The sequence below is a fragment of the Paraburkholderia sp. MM5482-R2 genome (assembly GCF_050436125.1).
GTDB lineage: Bacteria > Pseudomonadota > Gammaproteobacteria > Burkholderiales > Burkholderiaceae > Paraburkholderia > Paraburkholderia tuberum.
Map to the genome: position 1 here is coordinate 380,575 of NZ_JBNDLP010000003.1, position 22,764 is coordinate 403,338.

The following is a 22,764-nucleotide window of genomic DNA, read 5'->3' on the forward strand; positions in this document are numbered from 1 at the left end:
CTATCGTGTCGTATGCGCGGCGACTTCGCAGTTCCGACGTGCTGGTTTGCCCGCATGTGCCGCGGTTGCCCGTCCCGTCGCGCGGCGGGTGTGGCGCCGGCGATGGGCACGAACAATGCGTTCAGTGTGGTTATCGATGACGATCTATCCGACCGGAGACGACATGAAGGAAATCGAACCGACCCCGTGGTTTGACCTTGCCATCCATACGCCCGTACGCGAAGGCTGGTACGAAGTGCAGTTGGCGAGCGGGGACACGGCGTTTGCGAAATTTGGCGACGGCGTGTGGACCGAAAAGCCGTTGCTCGTATTCACGCACTGGCGCGGCCTGTGCGCCGATCCCTCGAAAGCCGCGGACGGCGCGGCCGAGTCGGTCGGCGCCGAAGCCACCGCGGCGCAAGGCGTGCGCGCCGCCTGGAACGCGTTCTTCCCGGGACTCGGCGAAGAGCAGCACAAGCCGCTCAATGCGGTGCCGAACGGCAAGGCGCCGCATTGAGGGTCCCTTGAAATTCGTTTGAAGTCCGGTCGGGTGGCGGCTTGTGGGCCGCCGCCCGGCAACTCGATTCGGCCGCCATCCGCGCGTGGTTCGAATCGCTCTCGTATCGCTCGGCCCTGCGCCGCACCGCATTTGTCCCGCCCGCTACAATCAGCGTCATCCTTTCGACGCCATCACGATGCTAGGAACGCTGACGCGTCGCCTGATCGAAGCGAGCGGCGTGTTCGGGCTGCAGTTGCCGAGCCGCGGTTTCGCTGCGCAAACGCTCGCGGTCGGCACGCACGCGGGCGTCGAACTCGACAAGTTCTCCGCGTTCGATCTCGAGACCTTCCGCGCGCAAAAAATCGACGTGCCGATGCTGGCCGGCTGCATCACCTGGATGGAATGCAAGGTGATTCCGGACGACAGCCAACGGCACGATCTGATCATCGGCGAGGTGGTCGCCGCGTATGCGGATAGCCGCGTGTATTCGCGCAACTGCTGGCATTTCGGCGACGATCCCGAACTGCGCACATGCCATTACGTGGCCGGCGGTACCTTCTTCGCGACGGGCGATGCATTCGAGGTGGTGCCCGTCGCGGCGTCCGCGCAGTGACCGGGCTTAGGTGCTCCGTTCGGTTTCGCCTTCGGCGAATGCTTTGAGCGCGTCGCCGGCGAGACGATAACGTACCCATTCGCTTTGCGGATTCGCGCCGATCGACTTGTAGAAGCCGATGGCCGGCTCGTTCCAGTCGAGCACGCTCCATTCGAATCGACCGCAGCCCGTTTCGCAGGCGATTTGCGCGAGATGGCGCAGCATCTGTTTGCCCGCGCCGCTGCCACGCGATGCGGGCGATACGTACAGGTCTTCCAGATAAAGCCCCTGTTTGCCGAGCCACGTCGAATACGAAAAGAAGTACACGCAAAAACCGACTGGCTCGCCGTTCATTTCGCAGATCAGTGCTTTCGCGGGCGCGCCCTCGGAAAACAGGCTCTTCTCGATGTCTTCGACGCCGGCGACGACTTCGTGCTCGGCTTTTTCGTAGATCGCGAGTTCGGCGATGAAGCGCAGGATCAGGGGGGCGTCGGAAGCGGTGGCGGGGCGGATGTGGATCGTCAAGGTCTAGTGCTCGGTGAGTTCGGTGATGACTGCCGGCCGGCGGGCGCTAGGCGCCAAATGCGCCGGCTTCGGAACAGACTCACATCGTAGCAAAGAGCCAAAGGCCCCGCCGCGAACGGACGGGGCCTCGGGCGTTTCCTACAGACCGAAGGCGAACAATTTCAGCGGCCCCGGTCCACTCGTCGAGCCAGAGCCCCAGAACACCACGCCGTCCGCAATGGCCGGCCCGGCATTGCATGCACCCCCGCTATTGAATGACCACAGGACTTTTCCATTGGAAGAATCGAGCGCGTACATCGTGCCATTCGTGTAGTCGAGATTGCATCCGAAGACCACGCCATTGGCGACACTGACGGCTGCCTGCGCGCGGCTTCCGAGCGGGTCCGGCGTGGTCCACTTCACTGCGCCGGTCGCGACATCGAGTGCGACGACGCTGCCGCGGAAACTCCACTGCCTGGCAGGCGGAGGGACATAGGCGGCCATCAGTTCTTCGTTCGATGTGGTTCCTACGAAAGCCGTACCGTTCGCGATGACGGCAGACTGCGTGACCATTGAATAGGTGGTTGAATCGACTTGCGTGTGCCAAAGCCGAATCTTATTTGCGGTCTTTAAGCCCGACCGCAATTTGCGTAGTCACCAATGAAAGCGCGGCAACTCCCCTTCAATCGAATGCCCTTCTACATCCCCGCCGGGTTCGTCGGTGAGAGTATGACGGGGTGGTGCGATTCGCGGCTGATTGGATGATTGCCCGGCTTGAGCGCGCGTTCGGACAGGAAGAGAGACCGAAACGGCACTGCCGCGCTTCAACTCTCCGGCAACACCGACTTATCGCGCCGCTTTTTCGGCTTAGGCTCGACACCCACTCGCGGGTCCCGCTCCAGCACGAGTGCCGTCAACTGCTCGACAGTGTCTTCAAACGCAGGATCCTCCTGCGGCACGTAAAGCCATTTCCCAAGCACCGGGTGAGGCTGCAACGCAGGCATATCGGTAATCAGAGCAGCATGGCGTTCCCGCGACGTACAGACGAGCAGCCCATTCCACGGCTTATCGCGATCGGCGGCAACCAGGCACAACAGCCCATCGATATACGCAGCGTCGCTACCAAACATCCGCCGACGCATATACGTCGGATCGCGTTCGAACGCGTCGAAGATCCACAGGAGCGAATTGCTGATCGAAGAAGGCATCGGCGGACAATCTCAGGAAGCGCGGGTGAACGATAAGCTTACGTAAATTCTCCAGGCTCGGCAGCGAGCCAATTGAAGATCGAGCAAGTCCGGCTAGGTAAGATGTGTCCAACCTCGGCGACCATATCGAAACTCGCACGATCCAGACCATGTTAGCTCACACAGACGCCGCCGCTGCCTACACGAAGCGCTTCGAAGCCGTTCTCGCCTATATCGATGCAAACCTCGAGGGCGATCTGTCGGTCGACGCGCTAAGCCGCATCGCAAACTTCTCGATGTTCCATTTTCATCGACAGTTTGTCGCGTATGTCGGTGTGCCCGTCGCACGCTACGTGCAGTTGATGCGCTTGCGTCGCGCGGGCCGCCGCCTCGCGTCGCAGGCGTCGTGCCCGGTTCTCGATGCCGCGCTCGATGCCGGCTTCGACAGTCCCGAAGCCTTCAGCCGTGCGTTCAAGCGTGCGTTCGGCTTGGCGCCGAGCGCGTTTCGACGACATCCAACGTGGCAATTCTGGAGTGCGAGTTTTGTTGTTCCCTATGTTTCGAGGAAACTGACCATGCAAGTGAAAATCGTCGATTTTGCGGAGACCCGCGTTGCCGCGCTCGAACATTGTGGTTCGCCCGGGCTCGTCAACGAGAGTGCGCGCAAGTTCATCGATTGGCGTATTCAAAGCGGACAATCACCGGTGGCGTCGAGCCGAACCTTCGGCGTCCCGCACGGCAATCCAGACACGGTGCCAGCGGATGAATTCCGTTTCGATATCTGCGGAGAGATCGACGAGCCGGTCGCGCCGAATCTCTATGGCGTGCGCGAGCTCGTGATGCAGGGTGGACGGTGCGCGGTGGTTCGGCACACGGGATCGACCGACCACATCGGCGAGACGATCTACCCGGTCTATCGCGACTGGTTGCCTTCGAGTGGGGAAGAGTTGCGGGACCATCCGCTGTTTTTCCACTACCTGAGCGTCTATCCTGAGACGCCGCTGGAGCAGTGGCAGACGGATATCTACATTCCGTTGGTCTGATTGGGATGGGTGTGATGAGCATGTGAGATGCCTGCTAGTGCGAAGCAAGTCGCTCCCATTCTTCGCGAATGCTCATGTCCGTAGCCGCGGTTCGCTCGAATTTCAATTCGATTTCGGCATCGGTATCAATTGCATTGAGCGCGCATTGCCGATTGCTAATTCGGCAAAAAATGCAATTTCGAAATGTCTCTCTGGAATAAAGCCCCGGTCTCTGCGAATAGTGGTTCGGAGCCGGTTTTTCTCGACCCGGCCGCCCAGCCACAACAATAGCCGCAAAGCCGGTTTTCGCTGCACGTACCTCGCGTCCTCACGGGAACCACGCAATAGCTCAAATGTCAAAGATGTCACCCTTCCATTTTGGGGAGATATCAAATGGCTGCCACGCAATCAGGGGCGGTGCCCCTCTCGGAGGAGGAGGCTCGGCGCCAGTTGCGCCGTGCTGTCATCGCCAGCACGATTGGTACCACAATCGAATGGTATGACTTCTTCCTGTACAGCATTGTCACGGGTCTTGTATTCGCGAAACTGTTTTTTCCTCAGTCGGACCCGCTCGTCGGCACACTCCAGGCTTTTCTGATTTACGCTGTCGGCTTTATCGCGCGGCCGGTGGGCGCGGCGATTTTCGGCCACTATGGCGATCGCATCGGACGTAAAGCCACGTTAATCGTGACGCTGTTGCTGATGGGCCTCGCGACGTTTGCCGTGGGCTTTGTTCCAACCTATGCGACGATCGGTATCTGGGGGGCAATCCTGCTCACGGCGCTGCGCTTCATTCAAGGTGTGGGCGTTGGAGGCGAGTGGGGCGGTTCGGTGTTGATGTCGATGGAGTGGGCACGTACCAACAAGCATCGCGGTTTCATCGCGTCCTGGCCGCAGTTCGGCGTACCGGCGGGATTGTTCGTCGCGAATCTGGTGGTGCTTGCCATCAGTCAGATCTCCGGCAGCGCATTTCTCACCTGGGGCTGGCGGGTGCCGTTTTTCCTCAGTATCGTGCTGGTCGCGATCGGCCTTTATATCCGCTTGAGTATCCTCGAGACGCCTATCTTCGCGAAGCTGCTCGCTGAGCGCAGGATCGAAAAGGCGCCGATGCGTGAAGTATTGCGCCGGCAGCCGAAAGACATTCTTCTGTCGGCTCTTGCGCGTATGGCGGAACAGGCGCCGTTCTATATTTTCACGGCCTTTATATTCACCTATGGTGTGATGAGTCTGGGCGTCACACGCGATCTGTTGCTCACGGCAGTGCTGGCCGCTTCGGTGCTGGAATTCTTCACGATTCCGCTGTTTGGTCACGTGTCTGATCTGATCGGACGTCGACGCATGTATGTGATCGGTGCCGCTGCTGTCGGGCTATTCGGCTTCCTGTACTTTTTCATGGTTGGAACCCATAACCCGATATGGATCTTCGCGGCCATCGTACTTTCGCTGGTGCCGCATGCGATGATGTATGGTCCCCAAGCCGCGTTGATCGCCGAATCGTTCACGGGGCGCTTGCGCTACAGCGGTGCGTCGATGGGCTATCAGTTGGCTTCCGTCATCGCTGGCGGTCCGGCACCGTTGATTGCGACGGCGCTTTATGCTTACTTCCATTCGGGATTTGCGGTGGCGTGGTATGTCTTCGCGTGCGCGGTGATTAGCGTGGCCGCCGCCATGCGATTGGGCGATTACACGAATAAGGACATTTCGCGGGAATACGACGACGCGCATGCATTGCATGACAGCAGACATGCCACTCCGTGAACGATCAGGCGGATGGCCGGGCACAACGGCCATCCGCAACGGCCATCCGCCGAATCGACCATCAACTTTTCAGCGGCAACCAGACTTCGACTCCACCCATCCCCGTCACCGGGTCGAACTGCTCGCCATACCGTTCGAAATGCGGTGCATCGGCAGGCACGTGCCCTGACGCGGGCAACCACTGATTCCAGATCGTATTCATCGTGCGACGAATGCCTGAGATGTGCTCGCGATGAGCGAACACCGCATACCGTTGCGCGGCGATGCGCACACGACTCAACGCTGGCGGCAATGCGGAAAAATCGCTGACTTCGACGCCGCACATGTAGTCGAAGTTACCCAGTTCATCTGCGTTATAGCCAACGCCATAAGCCACCTTGCCGACCTGTCCCGGCACCCTGCCGTACCAGGCGCGAAAGCGCTGCCATTGGGATGGGATCGCCTTGCTGCTGTCGCACGTATAGCGCTCGCTCAGTCCAGCGACGAGAAACGCTCGCGCGTCTTCGAAGCGCGGCGGGTCCAGATGGGTGAGCAGGGTTTCGTCCATTTTGATCGGCTCCACGATGGTCAGGTTGTCGAGATGACCCCGCGCGCGCAGCGCGTCGGGCGTGAGCCCGAACTGTTCGCGAAACGCGCGCGTGAATGCTTCGTGAGAGCCGTAGCCGGCGTCGAGAGCGACTGCGAGGATGTCGGGCGCACCATCGGCCAGACGTCGTGCGGCCTCGCTCAAACGCCGTGCGCGAACGTAGCGCATCACCGGCATCCCGGTGGCCGCTTCGAACGCGCGCGCGAGGTGAAAGCGCGATACGCAACCACAGCGGGCGATGTCGTCGAGCGTCAACTCGCCGGCGAAGTGGCTTTCGATATACCAGAGCGCTTTTCCAACCGGGTTCATCTCGGCTCTCATGTCAGCATGAAGCCAGCATAGTCAGCGGCGAACTCACGCATTTGATCGCGCTTGCGGTTTTGCAGGCGCGGCGGAGGGCCGAGACGATTCGGCCGCGTCACCATGCACGCCCGCGGCGCCACCCACCTGCCCCGGCCTCAGCAACAGCCCACCCAGCACGCCGGCCGCCGCCGCAAAAACCGCCCCAAACAGAAACGCGACGTGATACCCGCTGTTCAGCGCAGCCGCCGCACTCGACGACGCCTGCATCGCCTCGCTACGCGCCGCGGCAAGACTCGCGAGCACCGCAAGCCCGAGCGCCCCGCCCATCATGAACGATGTATTGACGATGCCCGACGCGAGGCCCGAATCGGCGGGATCGACGTCGCTCATCGCGGCGAGCAGCAGCGGATTGAACGCGATGCCCGCGCCAAAGCCGAGCAGCAACATGCCGGGCAACACGTCGGGTACGAAGCTGCCGTCGACGGGCGCACGCGCGAACAGCGCAAGCCCGCATGCCGCGATCAGCAGGCCGGCCGCGAGCGGACGACGCAGCCCGAAGCGCATCACCACGCGCGCCGACAATCCCAGCGAAAAGAGTCCCATGATCAGGTTCGCGGGCAGAAACGCGAGCCCCACCTGCAATGGCCGATAGCCGAGCACGCGCTGCAGATACAGCGCCGAAATAAAGAACCACGCGAACATCGCCGCCGCCCACAACACGCCGACCAGGTTCGCGGTCGCGACATTGCGCAAACGCAGCAGAGCGAGCGGCATCAACGGGTGTTCGATTCTCGCCTCGATTGCGAGGAACACGGCAAGCAGCGCGAGCCCGACGAACAGCAGGCCGAGTGTTTGTGCCGAAGTCCAGCCCGCTTCGTTGCCGTTGACGATCGCATAGACCGCCAGCATCAGCGATGCGGTCACGCTGAGCGCCCCGGCCACGTCGAGCCGTTCGCCGTGCGCGTGGCCGCGCGCGGCGGGCAGTAGCGCGAGGCACAGCGCGTACACCGCAATGCCGATCGGCAGATTGACCAGGAAGATCCAGTGCCAGCTCAGCAGGTTGGTGAGCAGTCCGCCGAGCAGCACGCCGATGCTGCCGCCGCCCGCGCAGACAAAGCCATACACGCCCATCGCCTTCGCGCGTTCGCCGGCTTCGGTGAACAGATTCATGATCAGCGACAACGATACCGCCGAGACGATCGCACCGCCCAGGCCCTGCACGGCGCGCGCGGCGACCAGCAGCACCTGCGAATTCGCGAGGCCGCAGGCGAGCGAAGCGAGCGTGAAGAGCGTAATGCCGCTGAGAAACAGCTTGCGGTGTCCGTACAGATCGCCAAGCCGGCCGCCGAGCAGCAGGCAGCCGCCGAACGTCAGCATGTAGGCGTTGACGACCCACACGAGCGAAGTTTCGCTAAAGCCGAGATCGGCTGCGATGGACGGCAGCGCGACGTTCACGATGGTCGTGTCGAGCACGATCATCAGTACGCCGAGGCAGAGCACGATTAGCGCGAGCCAGCGTTGCTTGCCGTGGAGGGAATGGGTCATGCGGACGCCCCTTTACGCGGATTCGGTCGATCACCGACGATGGGTTTTCGAGTCTAGCACCCGCACATTTAGCGTCCAACTACGAAATCCTGGGCGGCGGCGTTGCGCGAAGCCGCGCGCGGTGGCGGCTTCGAGCGGGAAGGAAGGCAATACCAGGGTTGCAGAAATCTCAGGTATCTACGTTTATATTAGGGATAGTTACGACTTCACCGACAAGCCTGGCGAGGCGTCGCAATATCTTGGCCATTGGAGCAAAAACGGGGTGATCGTTCTGGCGTACAACGGCGCGATGTCATATCTGAACGAACCGCGATTGTATTTTTCCTATCCCGTTGCACTGGGGAATCCGAAGGTCAGGGGCAACGTGTACTACCCGGTTCACAATAAGGACTTTAGAGAGTGGGCAATAAAACACCAGCGAGGAGGTGACTTCGTGATCTATTCGGATCGAAAGCTTGTTCGAGTCGACCCACCGATCAAGGTGTATTTATGAAACCGGGGCGATCGATCGGATGGGGCGCTGTAGTGCTCACAGTCGCGTTTGCCGTGCTTCTCGTCGCGACGCACACCGATCACAGGAATGCGAGCGAATGCATCAAAAGCACGTCAAAAAACGGCCGCTACACTGCAGAGCGGTGCCTGCTCCAATGGAGAGGCGGCAACGACCCGGCTTATCTCGGTCAGGTCTACGACGCCGCGTCAGGCAAACTGCTAGTGCGCAGAACCTTCAGCACACCGGTTCCTGAATTGATTTGGGTGGACGACGAAGGCGTTTCATTTTCCCGCGGCGGCGACGACGCGTCGTTTATAAAGCTGCCGCCGTCATTCTATGACCGCATGATCGCCAGATTTTCGTCGATTGGATGATGAGTTTTTCGGTCTTGCGCGCCGCGATTAATACGCGCTGCCGGCGCGAGTCATTCGGATGATGCACAGCGACGGCAGCACCACTTCCTTAAACCTTCGACTTACCCCCCATCAACCCATTCGACGGCAACGTCTCATCGAGCAACTTCCTCGCACTTTCAATCCCCGCCACCGGCAAGCCCTCCGGATCGAGCAGCCCCACCTGCACGAGCACCGAAGCCTGATCCCAATAGATATGCTCGTTATAAAGCTTGTCGCCGCGGAAGCACACGACGGCGAGCATCGGCACCTCGAAGTACTTGCCGGTCGGCGCGACGCCCGGCAGCAGCCAGTCGATTTCGCAGCTATGCGTGCAGCTGAAAATGAATTCATCGACGACGCGATCCGAGCCGATCGTGCGCGAAATCGGAATCAGCTTCGTGTCGGGCGGATTCGAGTTGACGAAGTGATGCGTGTAAAAGCGCTTCAGATTGTCATGGCCGACGCCGCCAGTCATCGTCGGCACGTGATTGACGTAGGGTTGCGCGACCATCGTCGGCATCACTGCGTCGACGTCGCGTGTCGCGAACTCGTGATAGCAATGCGCTTCCCACAGCGCGTTCAGATCGTAGACCGGACCGAGCACCTTGCGCAGCAGCGCGAGCGTGCGCGAGTACGCCATCATCGCGGCGGGCTTGTCGTACTGTTTGCGCTGCTGCGCGGCGAACGCGTGATCGCAGCCGGGATACACGTATTGCTCGATTTGCGCTCGCGTGCGCAGCGCGGCGCTGATGCGCTCGCGCGTTTCGGGTGGGCAGTGCGCGTCGTTTTCAGGGAAGTGGAACACCATCGGGCAGTTGATTGCCGATACTTCGTCGAGATGCGCTTCGAGGCCCACGCCGTAATAGCTGACGGCGCAATCGACGTCGGTGCGCGCCGCGCTCAGAAACGCGAGCTTGCCGCCGAGGCAGTAGCCGACCACGCCCACCTTGCCGGCCTGCTCGGGCAGTTCGCGCAACGCGGCGACGGTGGCGGCGATGTCCTTGACCGCGACTTCGGCGTCGAACTGACCCAGATAGCCGAGCGCCTCTTTCATGTCGGCGTCGCCCGTAGCCAAGCGCAATGCTCGGCTTGATGCGCCAGAACAGATCGGGCACGAGCACGACGTAGCCTTCTTCGGCGTAGCGATCGGCGCTCGCTTTCATCGTGTCGTTGACGCCGAAGATTTCCTGCAGCAGCACGAGCCCTGGGCCCGAGCCCTGCGCGGGCCGCGCGACGTATGCGTTGAAACGGCCGCCATCGTGGGCGACGACTTCGATGAAAGAGCCGGCCATGCAGTCTGCCTCCAGTCTCACGAAAGATAGGGGTTACGTCATCATGCGCAACTCGAAACGTTTGAGCTTGCCGGTTTCGGTGCGCGGCAGCGCGCCGACGAACGTGATGACGCGGGGATATTTATACGGCGCGACGTTATTCTTAACGAAATCCTGCAGCTGCGCGACCAGTTTCTCGTCGGCGGTGTAGCCCGGGTTCACCACGACGAAGGCTCGCACGATTTGCCCACGCGTTTCGTCGGGCACGCCGATCACGCCGCATTCGGCCACCGCCTCGTGCTGCATCAGCACGCTTTCCACCTCAGGACCGGAGATGTTGTAGCCGGCCGACACGATCATGTCGTCGGCGCGCGCCTGGTAGAACACGTAGCCGTCCGCGTCGAGATAGACCGAATCGCCCGGCAGGTTCCAGCCGTCGCGCACGAAGCGCGACTGCCGTTCGTCGGCCAGATAGCGGCAGCCGGTGGGGCCGCGCACCGCGAGTTTGCCGATCGTGCCGGGCGGCACGGGTTGCATGTCGTCGTCGACGGCTTGCACGACGTAGCCCGGCACCGCGCGGCCGATCGCGTTCGGCCGGATCTCCGCGCCTTGCGACGAAACGAAGATGTGGATCAGCTCGGTGCCGCCGATACCGTCGATCATGTCGATGCCAATCGCCTCGCGCCACAGGCGCCGCGTCGAATCGGGCAGCGCCTCGCCGGCCGACACGGTCTTCTGCAGCGATGAAAGGTCATGTTGCGCGACGAGCGGCGCCATCTGCCGATAGAACGTCGGCGCGGTGAACATCACGGTCGCATGAAATCGTTCGACCACCTCGAGCAAGGTCTGCGGCGTCAGCTTTTCGACCAACACCGTCGAGGCACCGACGCGCAGCGGAAAGCACAGCAGCCCGCCGAGCCCGAACGTGAACGCGAGCGGCGGTGTGCCGCAGAAGATGTCGTTCGCGCAAGGCTTCAGCACATGACGCGGGAACAGGTCGCACATCGCGATCATGTCGCGATGGAAATGCATGCAGCCTTTCGGCGCACCGGTCGTGCCGCTCGTGAACGCGATCAGGCAGATGTCGTCCGCGGCGGTGTCGGTGGCGGTGAAGTATTCGGGCTTGTTGACGGCGAGCGTGTCGAGCGAATCGGCGGAGTCGTCGTGAAAGCGGCGGGTCTGTTTCAGCACCGCGCAGTAGAACTCGTCCCGCGGATTCGTGCAGCGCTCGAGTTCCGCGCTCAGGCGCGCGTCGCAAAGCGCGGCGCTGACCTGCGCCTTCTCGATGATCTGCTTGAGCTCCTTCGCGCGCAGCAGCGGCATGGTCGGCACGACGACGAGCCCGGCCTTCAGCGCCGCGAGTGTGGCGACGGCCATCTGCAATGTGTTCGGTCCGCGCAGCAGCACGCGGTTGCCGGGGCGCAAGCCCATTTCATCGACGAGCACATGCGCGCTGCGGTTGACCATCGCGAGCAGTTCGCCGTACGTGGTGGCTTGCGGCTTGCCGTCCACGTCGGACCAGATCGCCGGCCGGTCGCGACGCCCCGCCTCGATGGTCCGCTCCAGCAGTTCGGTCGCGCAGTTCAGCCTCGGCGGATAGGCGACGTCCGGATTGTCGAGCAGCAAGACGGGCCATTGATCCTGCGGCGGAAGATTGTCGCGCGCGAAAGTATCGACGTGTGCTGACGGTTCCATCATGGTCTCCCGAGGCGTTGAGCCGGAAAATGCGCTTCGTTCGGTGTGAAGGGCTTGCCTGTGCGTTCGGTACCTGTACGACGTTCAGTGCGGAATCACCGCGGTGGCTTCGATCTCGACCTTCGCGCGGTCTTCCATCAGCGCGACGACCTGCACCGCGCTCATCGCGATGTCGTAGTCGCCGATCAGCTCGCGAAACGCCCGGCCGATGTCCTTCAGCGATGCGAGATACTCGCGCTTGTCGGTCACGTACCACGTGAGGCGCACGAGGTGTTCGGGCTTGCCGCCCGCTTCGCGCAGCACGGCGAGCAGATTCTTCAGCGCCTGCTCGGACTGCTGCGCGAAGTCATCGGACTGGAACTGCGCCTGTTCGTCCCAGCCGATCTGGCCGGCGATGAACACCTGCGTGCCGCTCGCAGCGACGCCGTTCGCATAGCCGCGCGGCTTGACCCAGCCGGCGGGAAGGAGAGCCTGTTTCATGAGCGATGCGCCTCGATGGAGGGGGCCGATGGAGCGTACGCCGCGAGCGCGCTCGCGACGTCGCCGGGAATATCGATGGATTTGCCGCTGTCGAACGATATGAACACGAGCACCTGTTTAGAGAGGAAACGCGTTTCGCCGTTGCAATGACCGTGAATCTCGATGCCGATCGAACTGCGGCCGACGGTTCGGACCTTGAGCGTGAGCAGGATCGTTTCGCCCATCTGGCTCGGCCGCGAGAAATCGCAGTCGAGCTTGACGATCGGCAGGCCGATGCGGCGCCGCGCGATCATGTGCGCGTAGTCGATGCGCAAGCCCTCGTTGAACCAGTCTTCGACGAGCACGTTGGTCATCACGAGGTACTGCGGAAAGAACACGATGCCCGCGGGATCGCAGTGCGAAAAGCGGATGCGTATGGGCCGCTCGAACGAAGTGCTCATCGTGCATTCCCGTTCGCGGCGGCATGCGCCTTCAACAGATCGCGGCCGACGATCAGCTGCTGCACCTCGGTCGCGCCTTCGTAGATGCGCAGCGCGCGGATCTCGCGGTACAGCATCTCGACCGCGCTGCCGCTTTGCACACCCATGCCGCCGTAAAGCTGCACTGCCGCGTCGATCACCTGCTGCGCGCCTTCGCTCGCGTGCCACTTCGCCATCGCGGCTTCGCGCGTGACGCTTTCGCCCTGGTCGCGCAGCCACGCGGCGCGATAGACGAGCAGCGCGCTGCTGTCGATCGTCAACGCCATCTGCGCGAGCTTCGCCTGGGTCAACTGGAAGTCGCCGAGCGTCTGGCCGAACATCTTGCGCGACGCCGCGCGCGCTAGGCCCTCGGCCATCGCATGACGGGCAAAGCCAAGCGATGCGGCCGCCACCGACGTGCGGAAAATATCGAGCGTGCGCATGGCGATCTTGAAACCTTCGCCGGGCGCACCTAGCATCTGGCTCTTCGGCACGCGCGCGTTCGTGAAGCGCAGGCGCGCGAGCGGATGCGGCGCGATTACGTCGATGCGCTCGGCGATGTCGAGGCCCGGTGTCTGCGCATCCACGATGAACGCGCTGATGCCGCGCGCGCCCGGCGCTTCGCCGGTGCGCGCGAACACCACGTAGAAGTCCGCGATGCCGCCGTTCGAAATCCACGTCTTTTCGCCGTCGAGCACGTAGTGCTCACCCTCTTCGCGAGCCGCGAGCGCCATCGCGGCGACGTCCGAGCCCGCTTGCGGCTCCGACAGCGCGAACGCGGCGATCGCCGTGCCGCTCGCGACGCGCGGCAGATAACGCGATTTCTGCTCATGCGTGCCCGCGAGCGAGATCGCGCCCGAGCCGAGGCCTTGCATCGCCAGTGCGAAATCGGCGAGGCCCGAATAGCGCGCGAGCGTTTCGCGCAGCAGGCATACGGCGCGCGTATCGATCGTGTCGCCGTGGCCGCCATAGGCGACGCCGCCGACGCCGTATTTCAGCCAGCCGGCGTGACCGAGTTCGCGCACCAGCACACGGCAGGTCGCATCGGTGTCGCCATGCTCGTCATGCGTGAGATGCGCGCGGCACCATGCGTCGATGCCTGCCGCGAGTTCGCGATGACGCGGCTCGAAAAACGGCCACGCGAGCGGGCTGTGCAAATCGATCGGGATGTTCTGATGATCGGCGCTCAACTCAGTCTCCTTCGAACACCGGACGCGTCTTCGCCGCGAACGCGTTGTATGCGCGCTCGAAATCGCGCGTGCCCATGCAGATCGCCTGCGCCTGCGCTTCGGATTCGATCGCTTCGTCGATGCTCATACTCCATTCCTGGTGCAGCATCTTCTTCGTCATGCCGTGCGCGAAGCTCGGGCCGGCCGCGAGATCGGCGGCGAGCTTCTGTGTTTCTTCGATGAGCGCGGCCGGGTCGCACAGGCGGTTGTAAAAGCCCCAGGCGTGAGCTTCGTCGCCGCTTGCCGAGCGGCCGGTGAACAGCAGTTCGGCGGCGCGTCCCTGGCCGATGATGCGCGGCAGCATCGCGCACGCGCCCATGTCGCAGCCGGCGAGGCCGACGCGCGTAAACAGGAACGCGAGCTTGCTGCGCGCGGTGCCGAGGCGCAGATCGGAAGCCATCGCGAGGATCGCGCCGGCGCCCGCGCAGACGCCGTCGACGGCTGCGATGATCGGCTGCGGGCAATGGCGCATTGCCTTGACGAGGTCGCCGGTCATGCGCGTGAACAGCAACAACTCGGGCATCAGCAGATCGATCAGCGGGGCGATGATGTCGTGCACGTCGCCGCCCGAGCAGAAGTTTTCGCCCGCGCCGTGCAGCACGACGGCTTTCACGTCGGTCGCGTACGCGAGATCGCGGAACAGGTTGCGCAGCTCCGCATACGATTCGAAGGTCAGCGGGTTCTTGCGCTCGGGACGGTTCAGCGTGATCGTCGCGACCTTGTCGGTCACCGACCAGCCGACATGCTTCGCCTCGTAGCCCGCCAGGGTCAGGCGGTTGCCGGACAACAGGGCATCGGCGTTGGATCGTGTCATGTATTCCTCCAGTGCGAAGTCAGCCTCTCAGGCTGTCGAGCAGATGCTGCTTGAGCTTGCCGAGGTCCTGATGCGTCTTCATCTTTTCGTCGAGGCTCAGGCCGCCGAACAGTTCGACGACCCATTGCTCGTGCGCGACGGCCATTTTGTCGAACGCCTTGCGGCCAGCGGGCGTCAGGCACACGCTGATCGAGCGGCGGTCGTTGGGATCGGTGTCGCGCGTGACGAGCCCTTCTTTTTCGAGCTGATCGGTGATGCCAGTGACGTTGCCGCCCGTCACCATCAAACGGCGCGACAGCTCGGTCATCTTCAGGCCATCGGGATGTCGTTCGAGCTGCGCCATCAGATCGAATCGCGGCAGCGTGGTGTCGAATTCGGTGCGCAGACGTTTGCGCAATTCGGCCTGGACGAGGTTGGTGGTGGTCAGCATGCGCAGCCACAAACGCAGGCCCATGTGGCTGTCCGCACCGGTGCTCATTTCGAGGTCCACGACGTTCTCCGCGGGTTGAGCCACGCCTTTGCGCGACAGCTTCGCATCCGATGCCGCCGCCGACTTTTTTGCATTCGTTGATTTGCTCACATCACTTCTCCACCCGAAATGGAAATGGATTGCCCCGTGATCGCATCCGAGCCGGGGCGGCACAGCCACAACACCGCGTTCGCGACCTGCTCCGGATTCACGAAGCGGCGCTGCGGATTCGAGCGCAGCAGCGTTTCGCGCGCCTGTGCTTCGGTGCGCGAGGTCTTGCTCGTGATCTGTTCGAGCGAGGCATGCAGCAGTTCGGTTTCGGTGTAGCCGGGGCACACTGCATTGACCGTGATGCCGCGCGTCGCGGTTTCGAGCGCGAGCGAGCGCGTGAGACCGATCACGCCGTGCTTCGCGGCGCAATACGCCGCGACGTACGCATAACCGATCTGCCCCGCGGTGCTCGCGACGTTGACGATGCGGCCATAGCCACGCTCGAGCATGCCGGGCAGGACGGCGCGCGTACCGAGAAACACGCCAGTCAGATTCACGTCGAGCATGCGTTGCCACAGCGCGATATCGGTGTGCGTGAACGGCGCGGCCTGCGCCTGGCCCGCGTTGTTCACGAGGATATCGACGGCGCCGGCCTGCTCGAATGCGCGCGCCACCGAATCTTCTTGCGTGACGTCCACGCTGATACACGCGACGTCGCCGAGCGCCGCGCATTGCTCGCGCTGCGTGTCGAGGCGCTGCGCGTTGCGGCCCATCAGCGTGACGCGCGCGCCGGCGCGCAGCAGCGCCTGCGCGATGGCCGCGCCGATGCCGCTGCCGCCGCCGGTGACGACCGCGTGTTGTCCGGCGAGAGGAGTGTCTGAGGTGTTCACACGGTTCCTTCGGCGCGTTGCGCGCGTTGTTGCGCCGTGAGGCCGACATTGGCGATGGCCTGCGCACGCTCGCGTTCGAGGTTGCGTTCGAGCTGCATTTTCGCGGCGGTATAGGGTTTCGGCCACGCGACGTCGAGATAGCCGATCTTTGCCGCTTCGTTCAACGTCCACGACGGATTCGCGAGATGCGGCCGCGCGATCGCGCACAGATCGGCGCGACCCGCCGCGATGATGCTGTTCACGTGGTCGGCTTCCGAAATCGCGCCGACCCGCGATCGTCGCGATGCCGGCTTCGTTGCGCACGCGATCGGCGAACGGCGTCTGGAACATGCGGCCAAACACGGGCTTTTCTTCCTTGCTGACCTGGCCCGACGACACGTCGATCATGTCCGCGCCGGCCGCCTTGAACGCTTGAGCGATCTTCACGGCGTCGTCGGGCGTGTTGCCGCCCTCGACCCAGTCGTGCGCCGAAATCCGCACCGAGATCGGCTTGTCTTGCGGCCACACCGCGCGGATCGCGCTGAATACCTGCAGCGGATAACGCAGACGGTTTTCGAGCGGACCGCCGTATGTGTCGGTACGGTGATTCGTGAGCGGCGACAGGAAGCTCGACAGGAAATAGCCATGCGCGCAGTGCAGTTCGAGCCAGTCGAAACCCGCTTCGATCGACATGCGCGTCGCCTCGACGAACTGCTGCTCGATGGCGCGCAGCTCCTCGTGTGTGGCTTCGCGCGAATGCTGGCTGATGCCGCGCAAATACTGCTGCGGCGACGCCGAAACGAGTGGCCAGTTGCCTTCGTCGAGCGGCTGATCGATGCCTTCCCACGCGACGCGCGTCGAACCTTTCGCGCCCGAGTGGCCGAGCTGGATGCCGATCTTCGCATCCGATTGCAGATGGACCAGATCGACGATGCGTTTCCACGCGACCAGATGCTCGGGCGCGTACATGCCCGGGCATCCGGGCGTGATGCGCGCTTCGGGCGACACGCAGGTCATCTCGGTCATCACGAGCGCGGCGCCGCCCATCGCGCGCGCGCCGAGATGCATCAGGTGATAGTCGCCGGCCACGCCGTTTACCGCCGAGTACTGCGCCATCGGCGACACCATCACGCGATTTTTCAGCGTGACGCCGCGCACCTTCAAGGGGGTGAACATCGGCGGAATCGAATGCCTGTCAGCGGCGCGCTCCACACCCGCGCGCTTCGCGAGCCAGTCCTCGAAACCGGACAGATACTGCGCATCGCGCTCGCGCAGGTTCTCGTGCGAGATGCGCTGCGAGCGCGTGAGCAACGAATACGCGAACTGTTCCGGCTCGAACGACGTATAACGATCGACGTGCTCGAACCATTCGGTCGAATTGCGCGCGGCGTTCTGGATGCGCAGCACGTCGACGCTGCGTACTTCGGTGTAGTGCTTCAATGCGGCGGCCAGATCGTCCAGGTGCGAACCCCGGTGCGCGCTGATGCTGTTCGCGAGTTCGATCGCGTCTTCGAGCGCGAGCTTGGTGCCCGAGCCGATCGAGAAGTGCGCGGTGTGCGCGGCGTCGCCCATCAGCACGATCGGCGTTCGTGTGCCGTTTGCGTTGCTGCGCCAATGCACCCATTCCTTGTTGACGACACGCGGAAAACGGATCCATTGCGACGAGCCGCGCAGATGCGCCGCGTTCGACATCAGCGCGTTGCCGTCGAGGTACTTCGCGAACAGCTTCTCGCAGAACGCGATGCTGTCTTCCTTGCTCATTTCGTCGAGACCGGCGGCGCGCCAAACGCGTTCCGGTGTTTCCACGATGAACGTCGAGGTTTGATCGTCGAAGCGGTAGGCGTGCGCCTGGAACCAGCCGAATTCGGTTTGCTCGAACGCGAACGTGAACGCCTCGAACAGCTTCTTCGTACCGAGCCACACGAAGCGGCAGTCGCGCACGTCGATGTCCGGCTGGTAGGTGTCCGCGTATTTCTGGCGCACGAGGCTGTTCAGGCCGTCGCTTGCGATGATCAGGTCCGCGTCGTACGCGCTGTCGTCCACGACCTGGGTTTCGAACACGAGCTTCACGCCGAGTTCTTCGCAGCGCGCTTGCAGGATATTCAGCAGACGTTTGCGACCGATGCCGCAAAAACCGTGGCCCGATGAGCGCACGCTGCGGCCGCGAAAGTGAATCTCGATATCGTCCCAGTGATTGAACGCGTCGAGAATCGCCTCGGCGCTCGGGGCGTCGGCGGCGCGCAGATTGCCGAGCGTCTGGTCGGAGAACACGACGCCCCAGCCGAAGGTGTCGTAGGGGCGGTTGCGCTCGATTACCATGACTTCATGGCCGGGGTTACGTTGTTTCATCAACAGACCGAAGTACAAACCGGCCGGACCGCCGCCGATACAGACTATGCGCATGCTGGGTTCCCCAAAATGAACTCTGCGGTGAGATTAATTTAGGTTTTGATAGTTTAGATGTCAAGTAAATTTCGGGGGCGAGTATCGAGTCGTGTTCTTGATCCTGGAAATAACAAGCGTCAGTGAAAAATAAAGAGTGTCACGCGTCTCTCACAATGCGGAATATCGGACTGACGTTTCAGCATGCGAAAGCAGGGCGGGAGCCCCTTCGGGGACGCGCAACAAAGCCTGCATCGAAGCAGGCGAAAACTAGGAGGGCTTGGGCTACGCCCGGAGAAAAGCGCATTCGACTTGCAGCAAAAATCCGCGACGAACTTTTTTTGCGCACCGCAAAGCTTTCTGGCTATCGGGTTCTTCACTCATCGAAGGGCTACTTTGCTTCAGTCTTCCGCTCAAGTCGCATCCGGCCCGGTGGCTCGAAGTACGTGCCGAACCGCACCAGGCCGGTCTTCTTCATGTGGCACGTCATCTCGAAGCTCACGAGCACGCCGGGGTCCTGATTGTCGATGATCTCGACGTCGATTGCGCGAATCCGGGGTTCGTACTTCAAAAGCGTTGCCTCCATCTGCTGCCTGAGCAGGTGGGACGAAGCGGGCAGTGCCTTGTAGATGTTCGTGAGGTCCGGCAGGCCATAATCGGGCAGATGCTTGAGCGCGCCCGCGCGCGTGTTGAGGATGCGCCGCACATTCTGTTGCACGCTCATGATTTCCAGCGTTCTGTCGTCGTAAGCGTCGAGCGACTCACCGCCGATCTGGCCAAGGAGCACGTCGTAGAGCGAGGGGCCTGCCATCGTCTGCTCCGTCAGGCGCTGGCGCCGGCCGGCACCGCGTCGCTCACATGCGCAACGGCTGCCGCAAATGCGTCACCACGATCTAGAAAGTCGATCGTGAGATTCCCTTCAGACGAACCGGACAGCTGGATTTCCGCCGGCGCCGCGCCGTTCGCCATCCGCGTGAGCAGTTCGCGCGACACGGCGGGCAGGATCCGCTGGTTGAGGAACGCATCGACGTTGCGCGCACCCGATTCACGCGCAAGGCAACGCTGCGCGAGTGAATCGGTCAGGGCGTCATCGGCGGTCAATGCGACGTCGTGCTGCCTGCGCAGACGGTCGGCGATTTTCGCGAGCTTGAGCCGCACGATCGAAGCGAGCGCACCTGCGTCCAGAGGGCGATACGCCAGCGTCTGGAAGCGCGCGAGCAGCGCGGGCTGGAAGTGCGCAACGAGCTGCGGATGGATCGCCTCGAGCAGTTCGGCCTGCGAGATGGCCGGGTTCTCCGCTGTCGCCTCGTCGATCTGCGCGCTGCCGAGGTTGGAGGTCATCAGGATCACGCAGTTGCGGAAGTCGATTTCGCGGCCTTCGCCGTCGCGCATCATGCCGCGATCGAACACCTGATAAAAGATGTCGAGCACATCGCGATGAGCCTTCTCGATCTCATCGAGCAGCACGACGCTGTACGGGCGTTGCCGCACCGCTTCGGTCAGGATGCCGCCGCGGCCATAGCCGACGTAGCCAGGCGGCGAGCCTTTCAGTTGCGACACCGTGTGTGCTTCCTGGTACTCCGACATGTTGATGGTCGTGAGCGCCGCCTCACCGCCGAATAGCACATCGGCAAGCGCAAGCGCTGTCTCGGTCTTGCCGACACCCGAGGGACCAGCCAGCAGGAACACGCCGAGCGGCGTGCGCTCGCTCTTCAGCCCCGCCTTGGCGGTGCGCAGGCTCTCCGCGAGCGCGGCCAGCGCATCGTCCTGTGCGACGACCCGCTTCGCGAGACTGTCCTCGATCGTCAGCAGGCTCCTGAGTTCGTCCTCGACAAGTTCGCCGACCGGCACGCCGGTCCACTCAGCGACTACGCGTGCGATCGCCTGCGCATCAACGTCCGCAAAAACCAGCGCTGTCCTGCCCTGTGCATCGGCCAGTGTCCGCTTCGCGCTCGCAAGCGCTCCGGCATCCGGTTTTGAATCTTTCGTGTCCCGCTGTACATGCAACGCCTGGACAAGCCCCAACTCATGCTCGTAGCGCGCCTGCAAAGCCATCAGTTCACTGTTCGCATCAGCAAGAGCAGCAATGAGCGCATCACGTCGCGGCGTGACGTCCGCAGTGACATTGCTAGCGCCGGCCCGTTCGTCCGCGTCGAGCGTCGAGCGTTCAATTTCGATCGCGGCGACTGCTGCGCGGGCACGCTGCAGCTCGGACGGCGGCGATTCCAGCCCCATGCGCACGCGCGCCGCGGCCGTGTCGATCAGGTCGACCGCCTTGTCGGGCAACTGCCGGGCCGGGATATAGCGGCGCGAGAGTTTCACGGCCGCGACGAGCGCTTCGTCGCGGATGTGCACGTTATGGTGTTTCGCGTAGCGGCTCGCGAGCCCCCGCAGCATCAGGCACGCTGCTTCGTCATCGGGCTCGTCGACCTTGATGATCTGGAAGCGCCGCTCGAGTGCCGCGTCGCGCTCAAAATATTCCTTGTATTCCGACCAGGTGGTGGCCGCGATCGTGCGCAGTTCACCACGCGCGAGCGCGGGTTTCAGCAGGTTCGCCGCGTCGGCGCCGCCGGCGGCGTTGCCCGCGCCGATCAGCGTGTGGGCTTCGTCGATGAAGAGCAGGATTGGCACGGGCGAAGCCTGCACCTCATCGATCACGTTCTTCAGGCGCTGCTCGAATTCGCCCTTCACACCGGCGCCTGCCTGCAGCAGGCCCAGGTCGAGCGTCAGAATGCGTACGTCGCGGATCACATTGGGCACGCTGCCTTCAGCGACGCGTAGCGCGAGGCCTTCGACCAGCGCGGTCTTGCCAACACCCGGCTCGCCGACGAGGATCGGATTGTTCTTGCGTCGCCGCGCGAGCACGTCGACCATCTGCTGGATTTCGCGTTCGCGCCCGAACACGGGGTCAATCTCGCCGCGACGGGCCTTGTCGGTCAGGTCGATGGCGAACCGGGCAAGTGCCTCGCCCTCGATCGGGCGTTGCGGCGCATGTTTCGTAGGCGCACTGGTGGCCGCCGGCGGTTGGGTTGCTTCGACTCCGGATGCTGGCGCTATCGCCGGTTCTGCTTCGTCGGGCTGGTTTTCGCAGGACTGGTGGCCGAGTCGCGGGATCAGGCGCTGGATCTGCGCGCTACTGACCGACAGCAGCGGCCACGCGTTTTGCGCACGCAGCACGTGCGGCGCGTCAACAATCGCCTGCAACAGATGACCGGAACGGATGGGCTGGTCAGCCTCCTGCGATGATGCCCAGTTCCAGGCATCCTGCAGCACGGTCGCCAGCTGCAGGGAAAGGGCGGGTTTGCCGCGCAGGTTGCGGGGCAGGTGATCGATCGCCGCGATCAGCGCGTCCCAGACGGCATTGATGTCGATTCCGTAGTGGCACAGGATCGCAGGAATGTCGCCGTCGTCTGCCTCGATAAGCTTGAGCAGCCAGTGCTCGACGGTGATCTCGTCCGCGAGGCGCGTCTGGCAGAGGCTCGCAGCCGCCTCGAGCGATCTCGCGCAGTGCGGGTTGAGCCGGCGAAGCAGGTGGGTAGAGTCGCGCAGTGTCATATCAATGCCGTATCACGGAACGGGGCAGAAACGCCGCTCTACCCGTATCAAAAAAGTGCCAGCCCACGTACGGGGCTGGCAAAAAGGAACCGGCTGCGGGGTGCAATACCGGTTCCGGCACAACATGGCTTGTGGCCAGGATCAGGAACGCTCGTTCCAGGTATCCTTGTGGATGATGTTGCCGTCCTTGTACGACCACGTGATCGTCTCGTAGCGCAACTCGACCTCTTCGATGTGGTTGTGCTTCTCGTAGTCCGGATTCTTGATATCGAGCATCTTCGGGTTGACCGCCACGATCTTCACATTGTCGAGCCTGGTGTTGAAGTACTCCTTCTCCTTGCCCGCGTCGTCGATCTTGTACCACTTGATCTCGACCGACTTCAGCGTCTGACCGCTCGTCACCGCCTTGTACAGGTACGGCGTCGACGCATCGGTTTCCTTGGTCAGCTTGATCGGCTTGTGCACGCGCGTACCGGTCAGCTTGCCCGTGTTGCCGTCGGTCGGGATGTTCACGCCATGGTCGAACGCGACGAGCTCGACGCTGCCTTCGCGACCCTGGACCGTCACCGAACCCTTGATGTCCGCACCACCGTCGTCCTTGACCCACATGTAAGCCGGAATTGCCATCTTTCACTCCCTTTTCTGGTACTACGACAATCGCCCGGAGCCAGCCCCCGAGCCTCTGAAA

At 62.8% G+C, this 22,764-nt stretch carries 20 protein-coding genes and 3 pseudogenes; 6 read left to right on the forward strand and 17 right to left on the reverse strand.

Annotated elements, in window-relative coordinates; all coding sequences use genetic code 11:
* Positions 1 to 163 precede the first annotated feature (163 nt).
* Both OKW37_RS23850 and OKW37_RS23855 read left to right on the forward strand, forming a co-directional pair.
* A complete protein-coding gene (locus OKW37_RS23850; protein ID WP_090810299.1) occupies positions 164 to 496 on the forward strand; it encodes a hypothetical protein in 333 nt (110 codons plus the stop codon).
* Between the two features lie 187 nt (positions 497 to 683).
* Positions 684 to 1,091: pseudogene (locus tag OKW37_RS23855) on the forward strand (flavin reductase family protein); the annotation flags it as partial.
* Positions 1,092 to 1,097: 6 nt separating this feature from the next.
* Here OKW37_RS23855 and OKW37_RS23860 read toward each other — a convergent pair.
* The 3 genes from OKW37_RS23860 to OKW37_RS23870 all read right to left on the reverse strand — a co-directional run bounded on the left by OKW37_RS23860 (position 1,098) and on the right by OKW37_RS23870 (position 2,782).
* Positions 1,098 to 1,595 (reverse strand): GNAT family N-acetyltransferase, encoded by a 498-nt coding sequence (locus tag OKW37_RS23860; RefSeq protein WP_184057911.1) that lies wholly within the window; start codon positions 1,593 to 1,595, stop codon positions 1,098 to 1,100.
* Between the two features lie 138 nt (positions 1,596 to 1,733).
* A complete protein-coding gene (locus OKW37_RS23865) occupies positions 1,734 to 2,147 on the reverse strand; it encodes a PQQ-binding-like beta-propeller repeat protein (RefSeq protein WP_184057913.1) in 414 nt (137 codons plus the stop codon).
* Positions 2,148 to 2,398: 251 nt separating this feature from the next.
* On the reverse strand, positions 2,399 to 2,782 hold the full coding sequence (locus tag OKW37_RS23870; protein WP_184057915.1) for a hypothetical protein: 384 nt from the start codon (positions 2,780 to 2,782) through the stop codon (positions 2,399 to 2,401).
* 149 nt (positions 2,783 to 2,931) lie between these two features.
* Between OKW37_RS23870 and OKW37_RS23875 the strand changes: the two genes are divergently transcribed.
* The gene (locus OKW37_RS23875) at positions 2,932 to 3,804 is read left to right on the forward strand and encodes an AraC family transcriptional regulator (RefSeq protein WP_429403948.1); all 873 of its coding nucleotides are present in this window, start codon (positions 2,932 to 2,934) and stop codon (positions 3,802 to 3,804) included.
* 372 nt (positions 3,805 to 4,176) lie between these two features.
* Positions 4,177 to 5,541: an MFS transporter gene (locus OKW37_RS23880; protein WP_429403949.1), complete on the forward strand. Its 1,365-nt coding sequence runs from the start codon at positions 4,177 to 4,179 to the stop codon at positions 5,539 to 5,541.
* A 61-nt stretch (positions 5,542 to 5,602) separates the two neighbouring features.
* Here the strand turns inward: OKW37_RS23880 and OKW37_RS23885 are convergent, their stop codons facing one another.
* Positions 5,603 to 6,436 carry an AraC family transcriptional regulator gene (locus tag OKW37_RS23885; protein ID WP_429403950.1) on the reverse strand — a complete coding sequence of 278 codons (834 nt, stop codon included), beginning with the start codon at positions 6,434 to 6,436 and terminating at the stop codon, positions 5,603 to 5,605.
* Between the two features lie 45 nt (positions 6,437 to 6,481).
* Complete coding sequence (locus OKW37_RS23890; RefSeq protein ID WP_429509955.1) at positions 6,482 to 7,975, reverse strand: DHA2 family efflux MFS transporter permease subunit; 1,494 nt, start codon at positions 7,973 to 7,975, stop codon at positions 6,482 to 6,484.
* Here OKW37_RS23890 and OKW37_RS23895 point away from each other — a divergent pair.
* Both OKW37_RS23895 and OKW37_RS23900 read left to right on the forward strand, forming a co-directional pair.
* On the forward strand, positions 7,974 to 8,468 hold the full coding sequence (locus OKW37_RS23895; RefSeq protein ID WP_429403951.1) for a DUF6402 family protein: 495 nt from the start codon (positions 7,974 to 7,976) through the stop codon (positions 8,466 to 8,468). The genes OKW37_RS23890 and OKW37_RS23895 overlap by 2 nt on opposite strands.
* Positions 8,465 to 8,842, forward strand: a complete 378-nt coding sequence (locus OKW37_RS23900; RefSeq protein WP_184057926.1) for a hypothetical protein — start codon at positions 8,465 to 8,467, stop codon at positions 8,840 to 8,842. Before OKW37_RS23895 ends, OKW37_RS23900 begins: the two co-directional genes overlap by 4 nt.
* An 88-nt stretch (positions 8,843 to 8,930) precedes the next feature.
* Here the strand turns inward: OKW37_RS23900 and OKW37_RS23905 are convergent.
* The 12 genes and pseudogenes from OKW37_RS23905 to OKW37_RS23960 all read right to left on the reverse strand — a co-directional run bounded on the left by OKW37_RS23905 (position 8,931) and on the right by OKW37_RS23960 (position 22,703).
* Positions 8,931 to 10,155, reverse strand: a pseudogene (locus tag OKW37_RS23905) (dienelactone hydrolase family protein).
* Positions 10,156 to 10,188: 33 nt separating this feature from the next.
* Positions 10,189 to 11,829, reverse strand: coding sequence for an AMP-binding protein (locus tag OKW37_RS23910; RefSeq protein WP_429403953.1), 1,641 nt, complete (start codon positions 11,827 to 11,829; stop codon positions 10,189 to 10,191).
* 84 nt (positions 11,830 to 11,913) lie between these two features.
* Positions 11,914 to 12,309, reverse strand: a complete 396-nt coding sequence (locus tag OKW37_RS23915; RefSeq protein ID WP_018423881.1) for a RidA family protein — start codon at positions 12,307 to 12,309, stop codon at positions 11,914 to 11,916.
* Entirely contained in the window at positions 12,306 to 12,749 is a 444-nt protein-coding gene (locus tag OKW37_RS23920) for an acyl-CoA thioesterase (RefSeq protein WP_429403954.1), read from the reverse strand. Before OKW37_RS23920 ends, OKW37_RS23915 begins: the two co-directional genes overlap by 4 nt.
* On the reverse strand, positions 12,746 to 13,957 hold the full coding sequence (locus OKW37_RS23925) for an acyl-CoA dehydrogenase family protein (RefSeq protein ID WP_429403956.1): 1,212 nt from the start codon (positions 13,955 to 13,957) through the stop codon (positions 12,746 to 12,748). The genes OKW37_RS23920 and OKW37_RS23925 overlap by 4 nt, the downstream gene beginning before the upstream one ends.
* Position 13,958: 1 nt before the next feature.
* The gene (locus OKW37_RS23930) at positions 13,959 to 14,810 is read right to left on the reverse strand and encodes an enoyl-CoA hydratase family protein (RefSeq protein WP_429403958.1); all 852 of its coding nucleotides are present in this window, start codon (positions 14,808 to 14,810) and stop codon (positions 13,959 to 13,961) included.
* 19 nt (positions 14,811 to 14,829) lie between these two features.
* On the reverse strand, positions 14,830 to 15,390 hold the full coding sequence (locus OKW37_RS23935) for a MarR family winged helix-turn-helix transcriptional regulator (RefSeq protein WP_429333243.1): 561 nt from the start codon (positions 15,388 to 15,390) through the stop codon (positions 14,830 to 14,832).
* The gene (locus OKW37_RS23940) at positions 15,387 to 16,160 is read right to left on the reverse strand and encodes an SDR family NAD(P)-dependent oxidoreductase (RefSeq protein ID WP_090807882.1); all 774 of its coding nucleotides are present in this window, start codon (positions 16,158 to 16,160) and stop codon (positions 15,387 to 15,389) included. Before OKW37_RS23940 ends, OKW37_RS23935 begins: the two co-directional genes overlap by 4 nt.
* Positions 16,157 to 18,542 (reverse strand): annotated as a pseudogene (locus tag OKW37_RS23945) (bifunctional salicylyl-CoA 5-hydroxylase/oxidoreductase). Before OKW37_RS23945 ends, OKW37_RS23940 begins: the two are co-directional and overlap by 4 nt.
* 370 nt (positions 18,543 to 18,912) lie before the next feature.
* Positions 18,913 to 19,332, reverse strand: coding sequence for a type VI secretion system baseplate subunit TssE (gene tssE / locus OKW37_RS23950; RefSeq protein WP_429403963.1), 420 nt, complete (start codon positions 19,330 to 19,332; stop codon positions 18,913 to 18,915).
* An 11-nt stretch (positions 19,333 to 19,343) separates the two neighbouring features.
* Positions 19,344 to 22,076, reverse strand: coding sequence for a type VI secretion system ATPase TssH (gene tssH / locus OKW37_RS23955; protein ID WP_429403965.1), 2,733 nt, complete (start codon positions 22,074 to 22,076; stop codon positions 19,344 to 19,346).
* A 141-nt stretch (positions 22,077 to 22,217) separates the two neighbouring features.
* On the reverse strand, positions 22,218 to 22,703 hold the full coding sequence (locus OKW37_RS23960; RefSeq protein ID WP_090807873.1) for an Hcp family type VI secretion system effector: 486 nt from the start codon (positions 22,701 to 22,703) through the stop codon (positions 22,218 to 22,220).
* Positions 22,704 to 22,764 lie beyond the last annotated feature (61 nt).

Bases quoted from the DNA above. Each gene is read 5' to 3' on its own strand.
- OKW37_RS23920 (WP_429403954.1), bottom strand. From the start codon at position 12,749: ATGAGCACTTCGTTCGAGCGGCCCATACGCATCCGCTTTTCGCACTGC.
- OKW37_RS23890 (WP_429509955.1), bottom strand. From the start codon at position 7,975: ATGACCCATTCCCTCCACGGCAAGCAACGCTGGCTCGCGCTAATCGTG.
- OKW37_RS23915 (WP_018423881.1), bottom strand. From the start codon at position 12,309: ATGAAACAGGCTCTCCTTCCCGCCGGCTGGGTCAAGCCGCGCGGCTAT.
- OKW37_RS23880 (WP_429403949.1), top strand. From the start codon at position 4,177: ATGGCTGCCACGCAATCAGGGGCGGTGCCCCTCTCGGAGGAGGAGGCT.
- OKW37_RS23850 (WP_090810299.1), top strand. From the start codon at position 164: ATGAAGGAAATCGAACCGACCCCGTGGTTTGACCTTGCCATCCATACG.
- OKW37_RS23930 (WP_429403958.1), bottom strand. From the start codon at position 14,810: ATGACACGATCCAACGCCGATGCCCTGTTGTCCGGCAACCGCCTGACC.
- OKW37_RS23895 (WP_429403951.1), top strand. From the start codon at position 7,974: ATGCGGACGCCCCTTTACGCGGATTCGGTCGATCACCGACGATGGGTT.
- OKW37_RS23865 (WP_184057913.1), bottom strand. From the start codon at position 2,147: ATGGTCACGCAGTCTGCCGTCATCGCGAACGGTACGGCTTTCGTAGGA.
- OKW37_RS23910 (WP_429403953.1), bottom strand. From the start codon at position 11,829: ATGGAACCGTCAGCACACGTCGATACTTTCGCGCGCGACAATCTTCCG.
- OKW37_RS23900 (WP_184057926.1), top strand. From the start codon at position 8,465: ATGAAACCGGGGCGATCGATCGGATGGGGCGCTGTAGTGCTCACAGTC.
- OKW37_RS23885 (WP_429403950.1), bottom strand. From the start codon at position 6,436: ATGAACCCGGTTGGAAAAGCGCTCTGGTATATCGAAAGCCACTTCGCC.
- OKW37_RS23960 (WP_090807873.1), bottom strand. From the start codon at position 22,703: ATGGCAATTCCGGCTTACATGTGGGTCAAGGACGACGGTGGTGCGGAC.
- tssE (WP_429403963.1), bottom strand. From the start codon at position 19,332: ATGGCAGGCCCCTCGCTCTACGACGTGCTCCTTGGCCAGATCGGCGGT.
- OKW37_RS23875 (WP_429403948.1), top strand. From the start codon at position 2,932: ATGTTAGCTCACACAGACGCCGCCGCTGCCTACACGAAGCGCTTCGAA.
- tssH (WP_429403965.1), bottom strand. From the start codon at position 22,076: ATGACACTGCGCGACTCTACCCACCTGCTTCGCCGGCTCAACCCGCAC.
- OKW37_RS23870 (WP_184057915.1), bottom strand. From the start codon at position 2,782: ATGCCTTCTTCGATCAGCAATTCGCTCCTGTGGATCTTCGACGCGTTC.